The following is a 16,086-nucleotide window of genomic DNA, read 5'->3' as shown; positions in this document are numbered from 1 at the left end:
TGCTTTCCGTAGGATCAGGCGTTAGCAGGGCGCAGGGAGTAGGTCTTCAACTGGTCGGCGAAGTCGCGCAACGATTGAATCCCGCTGGCCTCGGCTTCGTGAATCCAGTCCTTGATAGCTGCCAGCATGTCGTGACCGTTGGAGCTGGTCTTGACCCAGATCTGCTGCAAGGCCAGGCGCTTCTCATAAATGACTTTCAGGGCCTGGCTGTGCTCGAGCATGGTCTGGATGCGCATGTGGTGCTTGTCATCCAGCAGGCTGGTTTCCCGCGACAACAGACGCTTGGCCCGGTGGAACTGGTGGCGGACCGAGTGATCGACCTTCTCCAACTCTTGCTTGACCAGGGGCGCGATCACCAATTTGCGGTACTGGGCCATGATCTGGAAGCGATTGTTGAGGATCGCCATGGCGGTATCCATGTCCAGGTTGCCTTTGCCTTCAACCCGATGGGCGATTGGCGCGACTCGCTGAACCTTGGCCAGGCGCAGGAAGCTGAAAACCTGGATCCAGGCCCAGCCGAGATCGAATTCCCACTTCTTCACCGACAGTTTTGCCGAGTTCGGGTAGGTGTGATGGTTGTTGTGCAGTTCTTCGCCGCCGATCAGGATGCCCCACGGCACCAGGTTGGTGGCCGCATCACGGCATTCGAAGTTGCGGTAGCCGATGGCATGGCCCAGGCCATTGACCACGCCGGCCGCCCACACCGGGATCCACATCATCTGGATGGCCCAGATGGTGATGCCGATCGTACCGAACAGCAGCAGGTCGATAACGCCCATGATTGCCACGCCCAAGAGCGGGAAGCGGCTATACAGGTTGCGTTCGATCCAGTCTTCCGGGCAGTTCTTGCCGTAGATGCGCAGTGTCTCCGGATTTTCCGCTTCGGCGCGATACAGCTCCGCACCTTTGCGCAGAACCGTGGACAGGCCTTTGACGACCGGACTGTGCGGGTCATCGATGGTTTCGCATTTGGCGTGATGCTTGCGGTGGATGGCGGTCCACTCACGGGTGTTCTGCGCCGTGGTCAACCACAGCCAGAAGCGGAAGAAATGTTTCAGGCCGGCATTGAGCTCAAGGGAGCGATGGGCTGAATAGCGATGCAGATAGACTGTGACGCCGATGATTGTAACGTGGGTCATCAGCAGGGTGACTGCCACCAGTGACCAGGGCGACAAGCCAAGAAAACCTTCGTACCACATAGGCTGTAGGGCCCTCGATAAAGAAAAAAACAGCCTTCGCATTATCACTAAGCGCGCAGATAAAACCAGTCACCCTTTCAGATAAGAGTGGCTGGATGTTTCTTTACTCTATAATTCCTCCCATTTTGAGGGACATGGAAGACCGAATGTCTGCCACCTATCGCGATGCCTTGCGTGCAGCGCTGCTTTATCTGCTGCTTTCCGTTGTCTGGCTAACGCTCAGCGGTTTTGTATTAAACAGTTTCTTCGATAGCTCGGCCGAGGCGTTGCACTGGCAACTGATCAACGGCTATGTCTGGGTATTGCTCAGCGCAGGAATTATCTTCATCGCCCGCACGAGGTTGTTTCGCTGCCTCGGTATCGGTGCGCAGTTGCGTGAGCGCTCGGCCGATCAGGAGCGGCTGCGCCAGGCGGCGGCCGTATTCGACTGCACCCGCGAGGGCGTGCTGGTCACCAGTGACAAAGGCTTGATCGTTCACGTGAACCGGGCGTTCATGCAGATCACCGGGTATCAGCGCGATGAGGTGATAGGCCAGCAGCCCAGCCTGTTCAAATCCGGCCGCCATCCCGCAAGTTTCTACCAGGCGATGTTCGCGACGCTCAATAGAGAGGGCGAGTGGAGCGGGGAAATCTGGAATCGGCGCAAAAGTGGGGAAATCTACCCGCAGTGGCAGACGATCCGCATCGTTCGCGATGATGATGGTCGGGTCAGCCAGTACGTGGCAGTGTTTTCCGACATCAGCGCAATCAAGAACTCCGAGCACGAACTGACTCACCTCGCGCACCATGATCCGCTGACTGACCTACCCAATCGCCTGCTATTCACCGATCGCGCCGAACAGGCGGTGGCTTCGGCGCAGGTGCACAAGCGTGGCTGCGCGCTGCTGGTGATCGACCTGGATCACTTCAAGATGATCAACGACAGCCTTGGGCACACCGTCGGAGACCAGCTGCTCAAGGCCGTGGCCGAGCGCCTGCAGGCGATGTTCGGGCCGGGCATTACCCTCGCGCGCCTGGGGGGCGATGAATTCGCCGTCCTCGCGGAAGGTTGTCCGCAACTGGTCCACGCGGCGGCGCTGGCCCAGCGGATCATCGACGGTTTCAAGGAACCCTTCCATCTCGACGGCAACCAGCTGTTCATCAATGCCAGCGTGGGCATCAGCCTGTTCCCCAGCGACGCCCTGAGTGCCGAACAATTGTTGCGCAACGCCGACTCGGCTCTGTCCAAGGCAAAAAATGCTGGCCGGGACAGCTATGCCCTTTACACCGAAGAGCTGACCGCGCAGGCGCAGCAGCGGGTCGAGACTGCATTCGAGCTGCGCAGGGCCCTGGAGCAGCATGAGCTGCGGGTTTTTTATCAACCGGTCCACGACCTCAAGACCAGTCGCCTGATCGGCGTCGAGGCGCTGGTCCGCTGGGAGCACCCGCAGCGCGGACTGGTCTCGCCCGCCGAGTTCATCCCGATCGCCGAGCGTACCGGCCTGATCGCCGAAATCGACGCCTGGGTCATGCAGCAGGCGTGTCAGCAAATGTGCCAATGGCAGCAGTCAGGTGTGGTGTTGTCGTTTGTCGCGGTGAATGTCTCGTCGCGACTGTTTGCTCGCCGCGAGCTGTATCAACAGGTAGCTCAGGTGCTGCGCGACACGGGACTGGACCCGGCTTATCTGGAGCTGGAAGTCACTGAAAGTGCGGTAATGGATGACCCCGAGGTGGCTCTGGAACAGATGCATCGCCTGCGTGAGCTGGGCGTGCGCCTGGCCATTGACGATTTTGGTACAGGTTATTCTTCCTTGCTGCGGCTCAAGCGCCTGCCGGTGCAGAAACTCAAGATCGATCAAGGTTTCGTCGCTGGCCTGCCGTGGGATGAGGACGACGTGGCGATCGTGCGGGTCATCATCGCGCTGGCCAAGAGCATGGGCATGCAAGTGCACGCTGAAGGGATCGAGCAGGTCGAACAGGCGGTGTTCTTGCTGGCGCAGGACTGCGATCTGGGCCAGGGTTACTGGTTCGCGCGGCCAGTGCCTGCTGCGCAGCTTGATTGGGCGCGGGCGCCGGATATTGGCTAGGGTCGCCCGAAAAGATCGCAGCCTCGTTTCACTCGACAGCTCCTACGACAGCTCCTACGACTCCTCGCACGACGTAGGGCTGCGCGGCACCTCCAAATAATCACTTCTGGTTATATAAACATTCTTAAATAGTCTTTTTAAGAATATCCGCACCTATCTACTATTGGCCTCACGCCGCAAGCAGTGCCGCCCACTGCCAGGCAACCTCTCAGTCGAAGGAGCAGCATCATGAGCGCATCCCTACGTAGCGTTGACGGCCAGGACGAAGCAACCATCTTGCGCGAGATTCAGAGCGCATTGCGCGACCTGCGATTTGGGGCAGTGGAAATCACTGTGCACAACGCTCAGGTCGTGCAAATCGAGCGCAAGGAAAAATTTCGTTTGCAGCAGCCGGGCAACAAACCGAGCTGATCTTCAACGGGCACCGCGATTCCACAAAACCAAAAAAAGCCAACACAATCAGAATTCCAGGAGCTTTCACCATGTCGTCGATTCGTCATTTCGCTTTGGCCGCCCTGGCCAGTGCCCTTTTTGCTGGTTCCGCGGTTGCCAAGGATTACGAGCTGCTTAACGTCTCGTACGACCCGACTCGCGAGCTGTATCAGGAATATAACGCGGAGTTCGTTAAATTCTGGCAGAAAGACCACGCTGGCGACTCGGTGAAAATCCAGCAGTCCCACGGTGGTTCGGGCAAGCAGGGGCGTGCGGTAATCGACGGCTTGCGTGCCGACGTGGTGACCCTGGCCCTGGCAGGCGACATCGACGAAATTGCCAAGCTCGGCAAGACCCTGCCGGCCGACTGGCAGAAGCGTCTGCCGGAAGCCAGCACGCCGTACACTTCGACCATCGTGTTCCTGGTGCGCAAGGGCAACCCTAAAGGCATCAAGGACTGGGGCGACCTGGTCAAGAACGATGTGTCGGTGATCACCCCGAATCCAAAAACCTCCGGCGGCGCCCGCTGGAACTTCCTCGCGGCCTGGGCGTACGGCCTGAAAGCCAACGGCGGTAACGAAGCCAAGGCCAAGGAATACGTACAGACCCTGTTCAAGCACGTGCCCGTGCTGGATACCGGCGCTCGCGGTTCGACCATCACCTTCGTCAATAACGGCCAGGGTGACGTGTTGCTGGCTTGGGAAAACGAAGCTTTCCTGGCGCTGAAGGAAGATGGCGGCGCTGATAAATTCGAGATCGTCGTGCCTTCGCTGTCGATCCTTGCCGAGCCACCAGTAGCCGTGGTCGACAAGAACGCGGAGAAAAAGGGCAACGAGCAGATCGCCGAAGCCTATCTCAAGCACTTGTACAGCCCGGCCGGCCAGGAAATTGCCGCGAAGAATTTCTACCGCCCACGTGACAAGGAAGTGGCCGCCAAGTACGCCCAGCAATTCCCGAAACTGGAGCTGGTGACCATCGACAAAGACTTCGGCGGCTGGAAAACTGCCCAACCGAAATTCTTTAATGACGGTGGCGTGTTCGACCAGATCTACTCGGCGCAGTAACCTGGCGCAAGCCACGCCACGAGCCTCATGGCATGTGGGAGCGGGCTTGCTCGCGAAGGCGGTGTATCAGACGACTTGACAGGTGTCTGCCAGACCCTCTTCGCGAGCAAGTCCGCTCCCACATTCATGCGTTTAGCGGATCGATTTTTAACCAAGGACTTTTATGTCGCGTCGTATCTCCCCCGTCATACCCGGCTTCGGGCTGACGCTGGGCTACACCTTGGTGTACCTCAGCCTGATTGTGCTCATACCCCTGGCGGCGATGTTCGTGCACGCCTCGCAACTTACCTGGGATCAGTTCTGGGCAATCATCTCCGCGCCGCGAGTGCTTGCGGCGTTGAAGCTGAGCTTCGGCACTGCGTTCTATGCCGCGATCATCAACGGCATCATCGGAACCCTGCTGGCCTGGGTGCTGGTGCGCTATACCTTCCCGGGACGCAAGATCATCGATGCGATGATCGACTTGCCCTTTGCTTTGCCGACTGCTGTGGCTGGCATCGCGCTGACCGCGCTCTACGCGCCGAATGGCTGGGTTGGCCAGCTGGCGGCGGACCTGGGCTTCAAGATCGCCTACACCCCCCTTGGCATCACCCTCGCGCTGACCTTCGTTACGCTTCCATTCGTGGTACGTACGGTACAGCCAGTGTTGGCCGATATCCCTCGTGAAGTCGAAGAAGCGGCGGCGTGCCTGGGTGCCAAACCCATTCAGGTGTTCCGTCATATCCTGGTGCCGGCACTGCTGCCAGCCTGGTTGACCGGCTTTGCCCTGGCGTTTGCCCGTGGGGTGGGCGAGTACGGCTCGGTGATTTTCATCGCCGGCAACATGCCGATGAAAACCGAAATTCTGCCGCTGCTGATCATGGTCAAGCTCGACCAGTACGATTACACCGGCGCCACGTCCATCGGTGTGTTGATGCTGGTGGTTTCCTTCGTCCTGTTGCTGCTGATCAACTTGCTGCAACGCCGCATCGAAACCCCATAAGGAGCCGCACACATGTCCCAATCGTCTATTGCTGCTGCCTCCTCGAACGCTGCCCGTCGTGGCAGTGCCAGCTCGCGTCGAGTGCTGATCGGTCTCGGCTGGCTGGTGTTCGCGCTGTTCCTGTTGCTGCCGCTGATCATCGTGGTGTCCCAAGGTTTGAAGATGGGTCTCGGGGCATTTTTTGCCGCGATCTTTGAACCTGATGCGCTCTCCGCGCTGAAGCTCACCCTGATTGCCGTATTGATCTCGGTGCCCCTGAACGTCGTGTTTGGGGTGAGCGCGGCGTGGTGCGTGAGCAAGTATTCATTCCGCGGCAAAAGCATGCTGGTGACCCTGATCGACCTGCCGTTCTCGGTCTCGCCCGTCATCGCCGGCCTGGTCTACGTGCTGATGTTTGGTGCCCAGGGCCTGTTCGGGCCGTGGCTGCAGGATCACGATATCCAGATCGTCTTCGCCCTGCCGGGTATCGTGCTCGCGACGATTTTTGTAACTGTGCCCTTCGTGGCGCGTGAACTGATCCCGCTGATGCAGGAACAAGGTACCCAGGAAGAAGAGGCTGCACGGCTGCTGGGGGCCAATGGTTGGCAGATGTTCTGGCACGTCACCGTTCCCAACATCAAATGGGGCCTGATCTATGGCGTGGTGCTGTGTACGGCACGGGCCATGGGTGAGTTCGGTGCGGTGTCGGTGGTCTCCGGGCACATTCGCGGGGTGACCAACACCTTGCCGTTGCATGTCGAGATCCTCTACAACGAATACAACCACGTGGCCGCGTTCGCGGTAGCGAGCCTGTTGCTGATCATGGCGCTCTTCATCCTGCTGCTGAAGCAGTGGAGCGAAAACCGTATTAACCGCCTGCGCGCCAGCGCCGCGGAGGAATAATTCATGTCGATCGAAGTGCGTAACGTCAGCAAGAATTTCAACGCGTTCAAGGCGCTGGACAACATCAGCCTGGATATCCAGAGCGGCGAACTCGTGGCCCTGCTCGGCCCCTCGGGTTGCGGCAAGACCACTCTGCTGCGGATCATCGCCGGCCTGGAGACCCCGGACCAAGGCAATATCGTGTTCCACGGTGAAGACGTTTCCGGCCACGACGTGCGTGATCGCAACGTCGGTTTTGTGTTCCAGCATTACGCCCTGTTTCGCCACATGACGGTGTTCGACAACGTCGCGTTCGGCCTGCGCATGAAGCCGAAAAACCAGCGTCCGAGCGAAAGCCAAATCGCGGTGAAGGTTCACGAGCTGCTGAACATGGTGCAGCTGGACTGGTTGTCGGATCGTTATCCGGAGCAGCTTTCCGGTGGTCAGCGCCAGCGTATCGCCCTGGCCCGCGCCCTGGCGGTGGAGCCGAAAGTGCTGCTGCTCGACGAACCCTTCGGCGCCCTCGACGCCAAGGTCCGCAAAGAGCTGCGTCGCTGGTTGGCGCGCTTGCACGAAGACATCAACCTGACCTCGGTGTTCGTGACCCACGACCAGGAAGAGGCCATGGAAGTGGCCGATCGTATCGTGGTGATGAACAAGGGCGTGATCGAGCAGATCGGCTCACCGGGTGATGTCTACGAGAACCCGGCCAGCGATTTCGTCTACCACTTCCTTGGGGATTCGAACCGGTTGCACCTGGGCGAAGACAATCACGTGTTGTTCCGTCCTCATGAAGTCTCGTTGTCGCGTCACGAGTTGGAGGACCACCATGCCGCCGAAGTCCGCGATATCCGTCCGCTGGGGGCGACGACGCGGGTGACGCTGAAGGTCGAAGGCCAGAGCGAGTTGATCGAGGCGGAAGTGGTCAAGGACCACGACAGCCTGACCGGGTTGGCCAAGGGCGAGACGCTGTTCTTCAAGCCGAAGGTCTGGCAGAAACTCGCCAACATTTAAGATCGAAAGATCGCAGCCCCAGCAAAAATGCTAACTCCGCCACCACAAACAACGGGCCAACGATCAAGCCCGTCACATCATCGACAAAGGCCGGTTTGCGACCTTCGTAGTGATGCCCGACAAACTGAATCGCCCAACCCACCACAAACATCCCAACGCCACTCACCAGCCATATCAGCGTGCTCTGCTGCGCCAATACATGACCGGCCCAGACGCATAAACCCAGGAGCACGCTCATCAACACCCCGAGGCGCAGCTCCAGGCGCAGGTAGAACCAGGCGGACGCCAGCGCTACCAGCACCGCCGGCGACAGCCAGCCTGCGGCCCATTGCGGCCGAGACAACAGCACTGCCACAGCCACGACAATCAGCGGAATACCAATGAAGTGAGTGGCAATGTTGCGTGGGTCACGGTGGTAAGTGGCGTATTGGCCGAGATGATCAACCAGGCTTTTTTTCATTGTTATTCCTCCTGTAGGGTGAGTGATCATCCACCGGTTGGATTTTTTGCTCTGTCAGCCAGGCGACAATCTCAAGGAGTTTTCATGGACATGCAGGTCTGGCGTGCGCGCCTGATGAGCGGCCAGTGGTTCAGTCATCTGCCTGTTCCTCTACAGGATAGTCTGCTGGCAGCGGCGAGGCTGCGGCATCTGTCTGCCGGGCAGCGGCTGTTCCAGCGCGGCGATCCGCCATGTGGGCTGTATGCGGTGCTCGAAGGCACCGTGCGGATCGGCGCGGTCAACGAGCAGGGCAAGGAAGCCCTGTTGAGCCTGGTGGAGCAGCCGCACTGGTTCGGTGAAATCTGCCTGTTCGATGGGCAAGCGCGAACCCATGACGCCTTCGGCCTGGGCCCGTGCACGCTGCTGCATATTCCGCAGGCCGCGCTGTTGGCGATGCTGGACGAGCAGCCGCTATATTGGCGGCAACTGGCACTGTTGATGAGCCAGAAACTGCGCCTGACGTTCATCAACCTCGAACAGCTGAGCCTGCTGCCGGCTCCGGCGCGCCTGGCGCACCGCTTGCTGATGATCGCCGACAGCTATGGCGAAATCGATCCGCCGCGACGGGTGCTGCAGCTACCGCAGGAGCAGTTGGCGTCGATGTTGTCACTGTCGCGCCAGACCACCAACCAGTTGCTCAAGGAGCTGGAGGGCCAGGGCGTTGTCAGCTTGAGGTACGGCGAAATCGAAATTCTCGATGCGGAGCGACTGCGGGCATTGGCGCTGATTTAAAGGGTGGGCTTTGTCCGCGAAGGCGCCTAGCCTATACCAACGACAAATGAGGTGTGCCATGCGAGTGCTGTTAGTAGAAGACGAGCCGGAGACTGCCAAACTCCTGGCCAATGGCCTGAGCGAAGCCGGTTATACCGTGCATGTAGCGCTCAATGGCATGGACGGCCGGCGTTTCATCGAGTCCGGCGACTACGAGATGATCATCCTCGACGTCATGCTGCCGGGGCTCAATGGCTGGCAATTACAGCAACAGATTCGCAAGCTCGGCGAAACGCCGGTGCTGTTCCTGACCACCACGGACGGCATCGAAGACCGCCTGCGCGGATTGGAGCTGCACGAAGAAGACTACTTGCTCAAGCCGTTCAAGGTGAGTGACCTGGTGGCTCGGGTGCGCAAGTTGTTGCGGCGCGATCGTGGCCGTGAGGGTGCGAGTCTGGTCAAAAAATAAGCTGGACATTGAACTGATATTGCACTAAATACGATGCATCTAAGCAAATTTATATAATTTGCACTGTATACGATGCAGGTTGCCCAATGGAAAATCTAGGTGCACTTATCCGGTCGCTACGCAAAGATCGCAAGATGTCTCAACAAGCCTTAGCCAATCAGTACGGAATGAGCCGCTCGACCATTTCGGGCATCGAGAACAATACGATCTCTGAAATCGGTCTGCGCAAGGTTGAAGCAATCTTGAACGGTTTCGGGTACGAACTTGCTGCTGTGCCGCGGCAGTCGAAACGCCCAACGCTGGACTCTCTGAAGAAGGTCGGCTTCCATGAGTGAGCAGCAGGAATACGACAGGCTGCACATCAGTGTTGGCGAGTCGGGAGTAGGAACCTTGGGGCGCGGTGAGTCCCGCAGCGATTCAGTATTCACCTACGTAGAAAGCGCGCAGGAAGAGAGTGCTATTTCGTTGACCATGCCGACTCGCCTTGAGAGCTACACGTGGGAGCACGGTGTACCGCCTATTTTCGAAATGAACCTGCCCGAGGGCGCCCTGCGCGAGGAGCTGGTCCGTCGTTTCAGCAAAGCGGTGAGAGGCTTTGATGATTTTTCGATGTTGGCGATTGTTGGGCCACACCAGCTAGGCCGTACGGGGATTGCAAACACGCTAAACGCAAGCGACCGGCCGCCGGAAACCAGCCTCGCAGATTTGTTGATTCACGATGGTGCGGAAGGTCTGTTCGACGATTTGCTGGAGACGTACGGCCGCTATTCGGGCGTTTCTGGCGTGCAGCCCAAAGTCCTGGTACGCGATAGTGCATCAACCATTGATCGACTGACGCACCGGGGCGCCACACACCTGGTCAAATCCTTCCGCTCGGAGGAATACCCAGAGCTGGCTGCCAACGAGTACTTCTGCATGCGGGCCGCGTTACATTCGGGCCTTGAGGTACCCAGCTTCGAACTCAGTGAACATGGAAAATTTCTGATCGTTGAACGTTTCGATTTGAGCCACCATGGCTATTTGGGTTTTGAAGATTTTTGCGTCCTCAACGCTTGGCCGTCCAAGGCCAAATACGATGGATCCTATGAAGGTGCAGCCAAGCAGATCAAGGCATTCGTATCACCCTCATTGCTTAAGCAAGCACTTGAATCGTTCTTCAAAATCGTCGCCCTCTCATCCGGCGTAAAGAACGGAGACGCCCACCTTAAAAACTTTGGCGTGCTTTACGAGAACACCGCAAAGGATGCGCAGATCCAACTCGCACCGGCTTACGACATAGTCTCCACGTCGGTCTACATCAGGTCGGACAGTATGGCGTTGCTGTTGGGCGGATCAAAGGCTTGGCCTAAATACAAGACGCTCATGCGGTTTGGTCGGTCGGCCTGCAACCTCACGGAGGGTCGGTGCAATGAGCTTTTGCAGCAAGTCGCCCACGGGATGGAGATTGCAATGAGCGAGATGGCTGATTACATCAGTGCGAACAAAGCCTTCGCCGATGTGGGTGATGTGATGCTGGAACAATGGGCGGCGGGAATGGCGCGGAGCCTGGTTAAAGACTGAATAGGATGATTCCCATCCATCACCGCAACCCATCGCGAAACTGCCCCGGTGTCATCCCGGTCCAGCGTTTGAAGGCGCGGCTGAAGCTGCTGGTGTCGGCGAACCCCAGCAGGTAGCTGATCTCGCTCAATGAGCATTGCGGATCCCGCAAGTGCAGTAACGCCAGGTTCTCGCGGCTTTCGTTGAGCAGCGTGTCGAACCGACAACCTTCATCCGCCAAGTGCCGCTGCAGGCTGCGCAAGCTCAGGTGCAGGGTGTGGGCGATGTGTTCGGCGCTGGGTTCGCCTTCGGGTAATTGTTCTTCGATGGCGTCGCGCACCTTGCGTTCCCAGGTCAGTGGCTTGAGTTGCGCGAGGGTTCGCTTGAGCACGGTTTCGTTGTGCTCGGCGAGCTCCGGGTTGGCGTCGTCCAGATGACTTTCAAAGTCCACAAGGGAAAACTCCAGGCGATCCTCTTCGGCGGCGAAGTGCACCAGGGAGCGAAAAACCTTGTGCCATTGATGCGCATCGGCGGGCTCCGGGCGACGCAGGTAGACCGCCATGGGCGCGTACTCGCGGCCCAGGCGGTTGCGGCAGGTGCGCACATAAATCGCGGTGAAGGCATCAATGGCTTCATAGGCCGGTGCCGGGTTGCCGGGGGGGATTTTCAGGCGGAAGCGATAGCGATCCTCGCAGCGGGTCAACTCGAGTTCCAGGGCGTCGCTGACGACCTGGTGATAGCGCACGATGCGTTCGAATACCTCGCGCAGGCTGCCGCTGGCCACCAGCGCGTAACCCAATGCATGAAAAGTGGTGGGGCTGACGAAACGCGAAACCCGCAGGCCGATCGCCGGGTCGCCGCTGACCTGTACGGCGAGTTCCCACAGCCGCGTGGTGCCGGACAACGGATAACGGGCGTTAGGGTCGTCCATCAATAGCGGGTCGAGCCCCGCCTGGTGACACAGGGCGGTGCTGTCGAGGCCCAATGCATCGAGTTGCTTGCGCAGGGCACGGGTCCAGCTGGCGAGGGAGGTCGGTTCAGTCATGCTGATTGGCGCTTCCGGTCAACAGGTTGGCGTTCACGGCTACCGCCTTGCGCGGGTTCACAGGGCAGGATGCGGACATCAATAACCAGAGGATGGAAGCATGGACCGTACTTCTGCAAGTCCCCAGCGACTGAATGCATCCCAACGCTCAGCGCACATTCGCGAAGTGGTGCTGGCCAAGGGCGTCGAATTGCGTCAGCGCTATCCGATTCTCAACCACCAGGATGCCTTGGGCGCGGGCATCCTGGCGTTTGCCCTGGCTGCCATGATCGGCTCGGCGGTGCTCTATATCAATGGCTACATGGCGTGGTGGGTGTGCCTGCTGCTCAACGCATTTTTCGCCTCGCTGACCCACGAGCTCGAACACGACCTGATCCACAGCATGTATTTCCGCAAGAAACGCATTGCGCACAACCTGATGATGGGCCTGGTGTGGCTGGCGCGGCCGAGTACGATCAATCCATGGATCCGTCGCCACCTGCACCTCAATCACCACAAGGTGTCCGGCACGGAATCCGACATGGAGGAACGGGCGATCACCAACGGCGAGCCTTGGGGAGTCGCCCGGCTGCTGATGGTCGGCGACAACGTGATGTCGGCGTTCATTCGCATGCTGCGAGCGAAAACCTGGGCGCATAAATTCAGCATCATCAAGCGTACGCTTAAGGTCTATGCGCCGCTGGCACTGGTGCATTGGGGCGCCTGGTATATGTTCCTCGGATTCCATGCGGCCAATGGCATCGCTTATCTGCTGGGCTCGCCTATCGAATGGTCCGCGACCACGCTGGCAGTGATGCAGGTGATCGATATTGCCGCCGTGGTGATCATCGGCCCGAATGTGCTGCGCACGTTTTGCCTGCACTTCATCAGCTCCAACATGCACTACTACGGTGATGTGGAACCGGGGAACGTGATCCAGCAGACCCAGGTGCTTAACCCGTGGTGGCTGTGGCCGTTGCAGGCGTTCTGCTGCAACTTTGGCAGTAGCCACGGTATTCATCATTTTGTGGTGAAGGAACCGTTTTACATTCGCCAGCTGACGGTGCCGGTGGCGCATAAGGTGATGCGGGAGATGGGGGTGCGGTTCAACGATTTCGGGACGTTTGGCAGGGCCAATCGGTTTGTGCGCGAGGAGCAAGCCGTAGGCGCAAGAACACGCACTGCTCAAGTCTGAGGCCGTCCTGTGGCGAGGGGGCAAGCTCACTTTACGTGGCAGCGAGCCTCCTCGCGAGGGGCGCCTGAACGGTGACGCTGACCTGCTGCTTATCCACCGCCACCAAGGTCTCTATCATCGCCCGTGCCGCCGGTGATAACCGGTACCCCGTGCGACTCACAATCGCGCATCGGGTATTCAGCGTATCGATGTTCTGCGGCAAATTTCTCCAGTGCAGCAGGGCCAGTGAGCCCTTGGCGATTTCCTCGACAAATGCCTCCTGCGTCCCCACACCAATCGCATTCGACTGCAGCACGATCTTCATCAACGCCGGAAAATGCTCGGTTTCGATGCTCGGCGTGAAATCCATTCGCCCACTGAGGTTAGCCAGCAATTTTCGGATGCCCGGGGCAATTAGTGTGGTCGCCAGGGGATAGTCGAACATATCGTTGGTCGACAGGCTTTCCTTGGCCAGCAAAGGGTGCCCTGGGCGGCAGAAAAACACCCCCCGTTTGGGCGTCAGCGCCTGGGTCTGGAAGTTGGGGTCGGCTTCGAAGTGGCGGATGTCGGCGATGAAAAACTCGATCTCCTCGCGGCTCAGCGCACGGCTGAGTTTTTCCCAGTTGTCCACCTGGAAACAGGTACGCACTTTCGGGTGTGAGTTGATGAAGTGTGCCACCGCGTCCGGCACCAATTTCACTGCAGGCACGGGCCCGCAACCAAACCGCAGTTCGCCGGCATCGAGTTTGGTCATCTGCGTCACTTCGGCGCTCAGCTTCGCAGCGCCCTGGACCAATGTCAGTGCATGTTGCAGCACCACCTGACCCTCGGGAGTCGGGCGCAAATCCTTGTGGCCGCGATCGACCAGCACGCAACCGAACTCCTGCTCCAAACCTTGGATGCTGCGGCTGAACGCCGGTTGCGTGATGCCCATGGCGTCTGCTGCGCGCACGAAGCTGCGGTGTTCGTTGAGCGCGATGAAGTAACGCAATTGGCGTAGATCCATATGCTGTTCCGGCATCCTTAAAATTGCTTGAAGGCATTTGCAACATGGGTTGGCAAGGGTTGTAGATGCAACGCGCTTATTCCGTCAACTTTTAATATATAAAATTAATAGATCTAAATTGAATATCGATAGAGCGTATTCAGTCTCCTCCACGACCTCCCCGTTCAATGCGCGTCGCTTCTGTTTAATTGGCGTTGAACAGCCTCTAAACGATGCCTACGGGGAATATTTTTCATGCCGAAAAGGCATGCCGCTCAGGCGTTTCCTGCAGAGCCCTTGATTCATAAGGGCTGCCGGCATCCAGTGGGTTCTCATATTCATTTCTGATCTATCCATAACTTTAAAGATTACTTTCAGAGATAAGCGTCTAGCTCAATGATCGCTCCGTCGATACGTCGCACGGGGGATGTCAGGTCCGGCCTATCGGGTTATCCGCAAAGAGACCGCAGGAGTAAATCAATGGGTAATGTCCAGACTGCCGCCAGTGCACACGAGGTGCTGTGGCGCCAGGGGCCAGGTGGCGAGTTGGTCGATATCGGCCGGGTGCATCGCGTGCCACTGGGGCAGTTGCGTTTGCAGCGTGCACCCAAGGGCATTCTCAGTCGGCGGGAAACGATTCTGCTCGGGGTGCTGGCGTTGCTGGTGCACGGTGCGGTGATCTATTGGGTCAACCAGCAGCCAACCGCCGTGCTGCCAGTGGTACCGCCGGAAATTCCGCCGATGACCATCGAGTTTTCGCAGCCGGCTCCACCTGTTGTCGAGCCGCCACCACCACCGCCGCCTGTTCAGCCCGTCGTCGAGCCACCGCCGCCGGTAGAGGACGAGCTCGCGGTGAAACCGCCGCCACCGCCTAAACCGATACCCAAGCCAAAACCGGTCGCCAAACCCGTTCCGAAGCCGGTGCCCAAGGCCGTCGAGCAGCCACCCGCGCCGCCGCAGCCAGCAGCACCGGTTGCCGCCCCAGCACCGCCAGCTCCACCCGCGCCGGCCCCGGTAACGCCAGCATCAGCCAATGCCGGCTACCTGAAAAATCCGGCGCCGGAATATCCGTCGCTGGCCCAGCGTCGTGGTTGGGAAGGCACGGTGTTGTTAAGGGTGCATGTGCTCGCCAGTGGCAAGCCCGGCGAAATTCAGATCCAGAAAAGCAGTGGTCGCGATGCGTTGGACGATGCGGCGCTGAGCGCCGTGAAGCGCTGGAGTTTCGTGCCCGCCAAGCAGGGTGATGTCGCCCAGGACGGCTGGGTCAGCGTGCCAATCGATTTCAAGATTCATTAAACCGAAACCTATATCACGCGAAACGTTTACACGAGGAATTCATCATGACGTTATTGGCATCTCCACTTGAGTCCATCGAAAGCGCGGTGATCTGGCTGCTGGTGGTTTTTTCCGTGGCCACCTGGGGTCTGGCCTTGCTCAAGGGCGTGCAGTTCGGCCGCCTTAAAGCGCAGGATCGCAAGTTCCACAAGCAGTTCTGGGCGGCATCGAGTCTGGATTCGGCGGCGGAGCTGGCTGAAACCCAACCAGGTGCAGCAGCGCGGGTGGCCCAGGCCGGCTACGCGGCGATCCAGGTCGGAGAAACGCCACACGCAGCGGATTTGAGCCAGGCGATCAACCATCAGGATCGCCTCGAGCGAGCCCTTCGCCAGCAGATCGTGCGTGAGCGCCGGTCGCTGGAAACCGGCCTGGCCGTGGTTGCAAGTATTGGTAGTACGTCGCCGTTCATTGGTTTGTTCGGCACGGTGTGGGGAATCATGGAAGCGTTGAAAGGAATCAGCGCGGCCGGTTCGGCCAGCCTTGAAACGGTGGCAGGACCGATTGGTGCGGCACTGGTCGCGACCGGCGTGGGTATTGCCGTCGCTGTGCCGGCAGTACTGGTTTACAACTACTTTTTGCGTCGCCTGAAACTGACCGCGGCGGACCTGGATGACTTCGCCCATGACTTCTACAGCCTGGCGCAGAAGAGTTCGTTCCGCGTACTGGTCCATCCGACGGCGCACAAGGTTGCAGCCCAAGGTGGTTCGCAGAAAGTGAAGGAGGCGTCCTGAT

17 protein-coding genes are annotated in these 16,086 nt (G+C 58.9%); 13 read left to right on the top strand and 4 right to left on the bottom strand.

Annotation, left to right across the window (positions count from 1 at the left end; translation table 11 throughout):
• Positions 1-14: 14 nt before the first annotated feature.
• Positions 15-1,199 carry a delta-9 fatty acid desaturase DesA gene (gene desA / locus ORL50_RS26410; protein ID WP_266019392.1) on the bottom strand — a complete coding sequence of 395 codons (1,185 nt, stop codon included), beginning with the start codon at positions 1,197-1,199 and terminating at the stop codon, positions 15-17.
• A 146-nt stretch (positions 1,200-1,345) separates the two neighbouring features.
• On the opposite strand from desA, the gene dibA reads away from it, so the two are divergent.
• From dibA to ORL50_RS26380, 6 genes are all read left to right on the top strand, one after another.
• Positions 1,346-3,265: a phosphodiesterase DibA gene (gene dibA / locus ORL50_RS26405; protein ID WP_266019391.1), complete on the top strand. Its 1,920-nt coding sequence runs from the start codon at positions 1,346-1,348 to the stop codon at positions 3,263-3,265.
• A gap of 228 nt (positions 3,266-3,493) precedes the next feature.
• Positions 3,494-3,676: a sulfur starvation response protein OscA gene (gene oscA, locus ORL50_RS26400; protein WP_022643503.1), complete on the top strand. Its 183-nt coding sequence runs from the start codon at positions 3,494-3,496 to the stop codon at positions 3,674-3,676.
• A 71-nt stretch (positions 3,677-3,747) separates the two neighbouring features.
• On the top strand, positions 3,748-4,761 hold the full coding sequence (locus tag ORL50_RS26395; protein WP_266019380.1) for a sulfate ABC transporter substrate-binding protein: 1,014 nt from the start codon (positions 3,748-3,750) through the stop codon (positions 4,759-4,761).
• Between the two features lie 163 nt (positions 4,762-4,924).
• On the top strand, positions 4,925-5,743 hold the full coding sequence (gene cysT / locus ORL50_RS26390; protein ID WP_266019378.1) for a sulfate ABC transporter permease subunit CysT: 819 nt from the start codon (positions 4,925-4,927) through the stop codon (positions 5,741-5,743).
• Between the two features lie 12 nt (positions 5,744-5,755).
• Positions 5,756-6,625: a sulfate ABC transporter permease subunit CysW gene (gene cysW / locus ORL50_RS26385; RefSeq protein WP_266019376.1), complete on the top strand. Its 870-nt coding sequence runs from the start codon at positions 5,756-5,758 to the stop codon at positions 6,623-6,625.
• Positions 6,626-6,628: 3 nt separating this feature from the next.
• Positions 6,629-7,618, top strand: a complete 990-nt coding sequence (locus ORL50_RS26380) for a sulfate/molybdate ABC transporter ATP-binding protein (RefSeq protein ID WP_045059469.1) — start codon at positions 6,629-6,631, stop codon at positions 7,616-7,618.
• On the opposite strand, the gene ORL50_RS26375 is transcribed toward ORL50_RS26380, so the two are convergent.
• On the bottom strand, positions 7,581-8,078 hold the full coding sequence (locus ORL50_RS26375; RefSeq protein WP_266019374.1) for an Mpo1 family 2-hydroxy fatty acid dioxygenase: 498 nt from the start codon (positions 8,076-8,078) through the stop codon (positions 7,581-7,583). The genes ORL50_RS26380 and ORL50_RS26375 overlap by 38 nt on opposite strands.
• An 84-nt stretch (positions 8,079-8,162) precedes the next feature.
• Here ORL50_RS26375 and ORL50_RS26370 point away from each other — a divergent pair, with 84 nt between their 5' ends.
• The 4 genes from ORL50_RS26370 (at position 8,163) to ORL50_RS26355 (ending at position 10,857) form a co-directional block, all read left to right on the top strand.
• Positions 8,163-8,849: a Crp/Fnr family transcriptional regulator gene (locus tag ORL50_RS26370; protein WP_266019372.1), complete on the top strand. Its 687-nt coding sequence runs from the start codon at positions 8,163-8,165 to the stop codon at positions 8,847-8,849.
• Between the two features lie 58 nt (positions 8,850-8,907).
• Entirely contained in the window at positions 8,908-9,297 is a 390-nt protein-coding gene (locus tag ORL50_RS26365) for a response regulator (protein WP_266019370.1), read from the top strand.
• Between the two features lie 86 nt (positions 9,298-9,383).
• Positions 9,384-9,632, top strand: a complete 249-nt coding sequence (locus tag ORL50_RS26360; protein WP_266019368.1) for a helix-turn-helix domain-containing protein — start codon at positions 9,384-9,386, stop codon at positions 9,630-9,632.
• Positions 9,625-10,857 carry a type II toxin-antitoxin system HipA family toxin gene (locus tag ORL50_RS26355; RefSeq protein ID WP_266019366.1) on the top strand — a complete coding sequence of 411 codons (1,233 nt, stop codon included), beginning with the start codon at positions 9,625-9,627 and terminating at the stop codon, positions 10,855-10,857. Before ORL50_RS26360 ends, ORL50_RS26355 begins: the two co-directional genes overlap by 8 nt.
• Positions 10,858-10,876: 19 nt before the next feature.
• Here ORL50_RS26355 and ORL50_RS26350 read toward each other — a convergent pair whose 3' ends face one another.
• The gene (locus tag ORL50_RS26350) at positions 10,877-11,881 is read right to left on the bottom strand and encodes an AraC family transcriptional regulator (RefSeq protein WP_266019364.1); all 1,005 of its coding nucleotides are present in this window, start codon (positions 11,879-11,881) and stop codon (positions 10,877-10,879) included.
• 100 nt (positions 11,882-11,981) lie between these two features.
• On the opposite strand from ORL50_RS26350, the gene ORL50_RS26345 reads away from it, so the two are divergent.
• Complete coding sequence (locus ORL50_RS26345; protein WP_266019362.1) at positions 11,982-13,055, top strand: fatty acid desaturase; 1,074 nt, start codon at positions 11,982-11,984, stop codon at positions 13,053-13,055.
• A gap of 31 nt (positions 13,056-13,086) precedes the next feature.
• Here ORL50_RS26345 and ORL50_RS26340 read toward each other — a convergent pair whose 3' ends face one another.
• Positions 13,087-14,040 (bottom strand): LysR family transcriptional regulator, encoded by a 954-nt coding sequence (locus ORL50_RS26340; protein WP_266019360.1) that lies wholly within the window; start codon positions 14,038-14,040, stop codon positions 13,087-13,089.
• 459 nt (positions 14,041-14,499) lie between these two features.
• Here ORL50_RS26340 and ORL50_RS26335 point away from each other — a divergent pair, with 459 nt between their 5' ends.
• Positions 14,500-15,315, top strand: coding sequence for an energy transducer TonB (locus ORL50_RS26335; RefSeq protein ID WP_266019358.1), 816 nt, complete (start codon positions 14,500-14,502; stop codon positions 15,313-15,315).
• Positions 15,316-15,359: 44 nt separating this feature from the next.
• Entirely contained in the window at positions 15,360-16,085 is a 726-nt protein-coding gene (locus tag ORL50_RS26330) for a MotA/TolQ/ExbB proton channel family protein (RefSeq protein WP_266019356.1), read from the top strand.
• Position 16,086 lies beyond the last annotated feature (1 nt).

It is taken from the genome of Pseudomonas sp. RIT-562 (assembly GCF_026241895.1).
Classification (GTDB): Bacteria; Pseudomonadota; Gammaproteobacteria; order Pseudomonadales; family Pseudomonadaceae; genus Aquipseudomonas; species Aquipseudomonas mandelii_F.
The sequence above is the reverse complement of the archived record's forward strand: the minus strand, read 5'-3'. Positions and strand labels throughout refer to the sequence as shown.

What these genes read in the sequence shown, in the direction of transcription:
- desA (WP_266019392.1), bottom strand. Translation starts at nt 1,199, where the DNA reads ATGTGGTACGAAGGTTTTCTTGGCTTGTCGCCCTGGTCACTGGTGGCA.
- dibA (WP_266019391.1), top strand. Translation starts at nt 1,346, where the DNA reads ATGTCTGCCACCTATCGCGATGCCTTGCGTGCAGCGCTGCTTTATCTG.
- oscA (WP_022643503.1), top strand. Translation starts at nt 3,494, where the DNA reads ATGAGCGCATCCCTACGTAGCGTTGACGGCCAGGACGAAGCAACCATC.
- ORL50_RS26395 (WP_266019380.1), top strand. Translation starts at nt 3,748, where the DNA reads ATGTCGTCGATTCGTCATTTCGCTTTGGCCGCCCTGGCCAGTGCCCTT.
- cysT (WP_266019378.1), top strand. Translation starts at nt 4,925, where the DNA reads ATGTCGCGTCGTATCTCCCCCGTCATACCCGGCTTCGGGCTGACGCTG.
- cysW (WP_266019376.1), top strand. Translation starts at nt 5,756, where the DNA reads ATGTCCCAATCGTCTATTGCTGCTGCCTCCTCGAACGCTGCCCGTCGT.
- ORL50_RS26380 (WP_045059469.1), top strand. Translation starts at nt 6,629, where the DNA reads ATGTCGATCGAAGTGCGTAACGTCAGCAAGAATTTCAACGCGTTCAAG.
- ORL50_RS26375 (WP_266019374.1), bottom strand. Translation starts at nt 8,078, where the DNA reads ATGAAAAAAAGCCTGGTTGATCATCTCGGCCAATACGCCACTTACCAC.
- ORL50_RS26370 (WP_266019372.1), top strand. Translation starts at nt 8,163, where the DNA reads ATGGACATGCAGGTCTGGCGTGCGCGCCTGATGAGCGGCCAGTGGTTC.
- ORL50_RS26365 (WP_266019370.1), top strand. Translation starts at nt 8,908, where the DNA reads ATGCGAGTGCTGTTAGTAGAAGACGAGCCGGAGACTGCCAAACTCCTG.
- ORL50_RS26360 (WP_266019368.1), top strand. Translation starts at nt 9,384, where the DNA reads ATGGAAAATCTAGGTGCACTTATCCGGTCGCTACGCAAAGATCGCAAG.
- ORL50_RS26355 (WP_266019366.1), top strand. Translation starts at nt 9,625, where the DNA reads ATGAGTGAGCAGCAGGAATACGACAGGCTGCACATCAGTGTTGGCGAG.
- ORL50_RS26350 (WP_266019364.1), bottom strand. Translation starts at nt 11,881, where the DNA reads ATGACTGAACCGACCTCCCTCGCCAGCTGGACCCGTGCCCTGCGCAAG.
- ORL50_RS26345 (WP_266019362.1), top strand. Translation starts at nt 11,982, where the DNA reads ATGGACCGTACTTCTGCAAGTCCCCAGCGACTGAATGCATCCCAACGC.
- ORL50_RS26340 (WP_266019360.1), bottom strand. Translation starts at nt 14,040, where the DNA reads ATGGATCTACGCCAATTGCGTTACTTCATCGCGCTCAACGAACACCGC.
- ORL50_RS26335 (WP_266019358.1), top strand. Translation starts at nt 14,500, where the DNA reads ATGGGTAATGTCCAGACTGCCGCCAGTGCACACGAGGTGCTGTGGCGC.
- ORL50_RS26330 (WP_266019356.1), top strand. Translation starts at nt 15,360, where the DNA reads ATGACGTTATTGGCATCTCCACTTGAGTCCATCGAAAGCGCGGTGATC.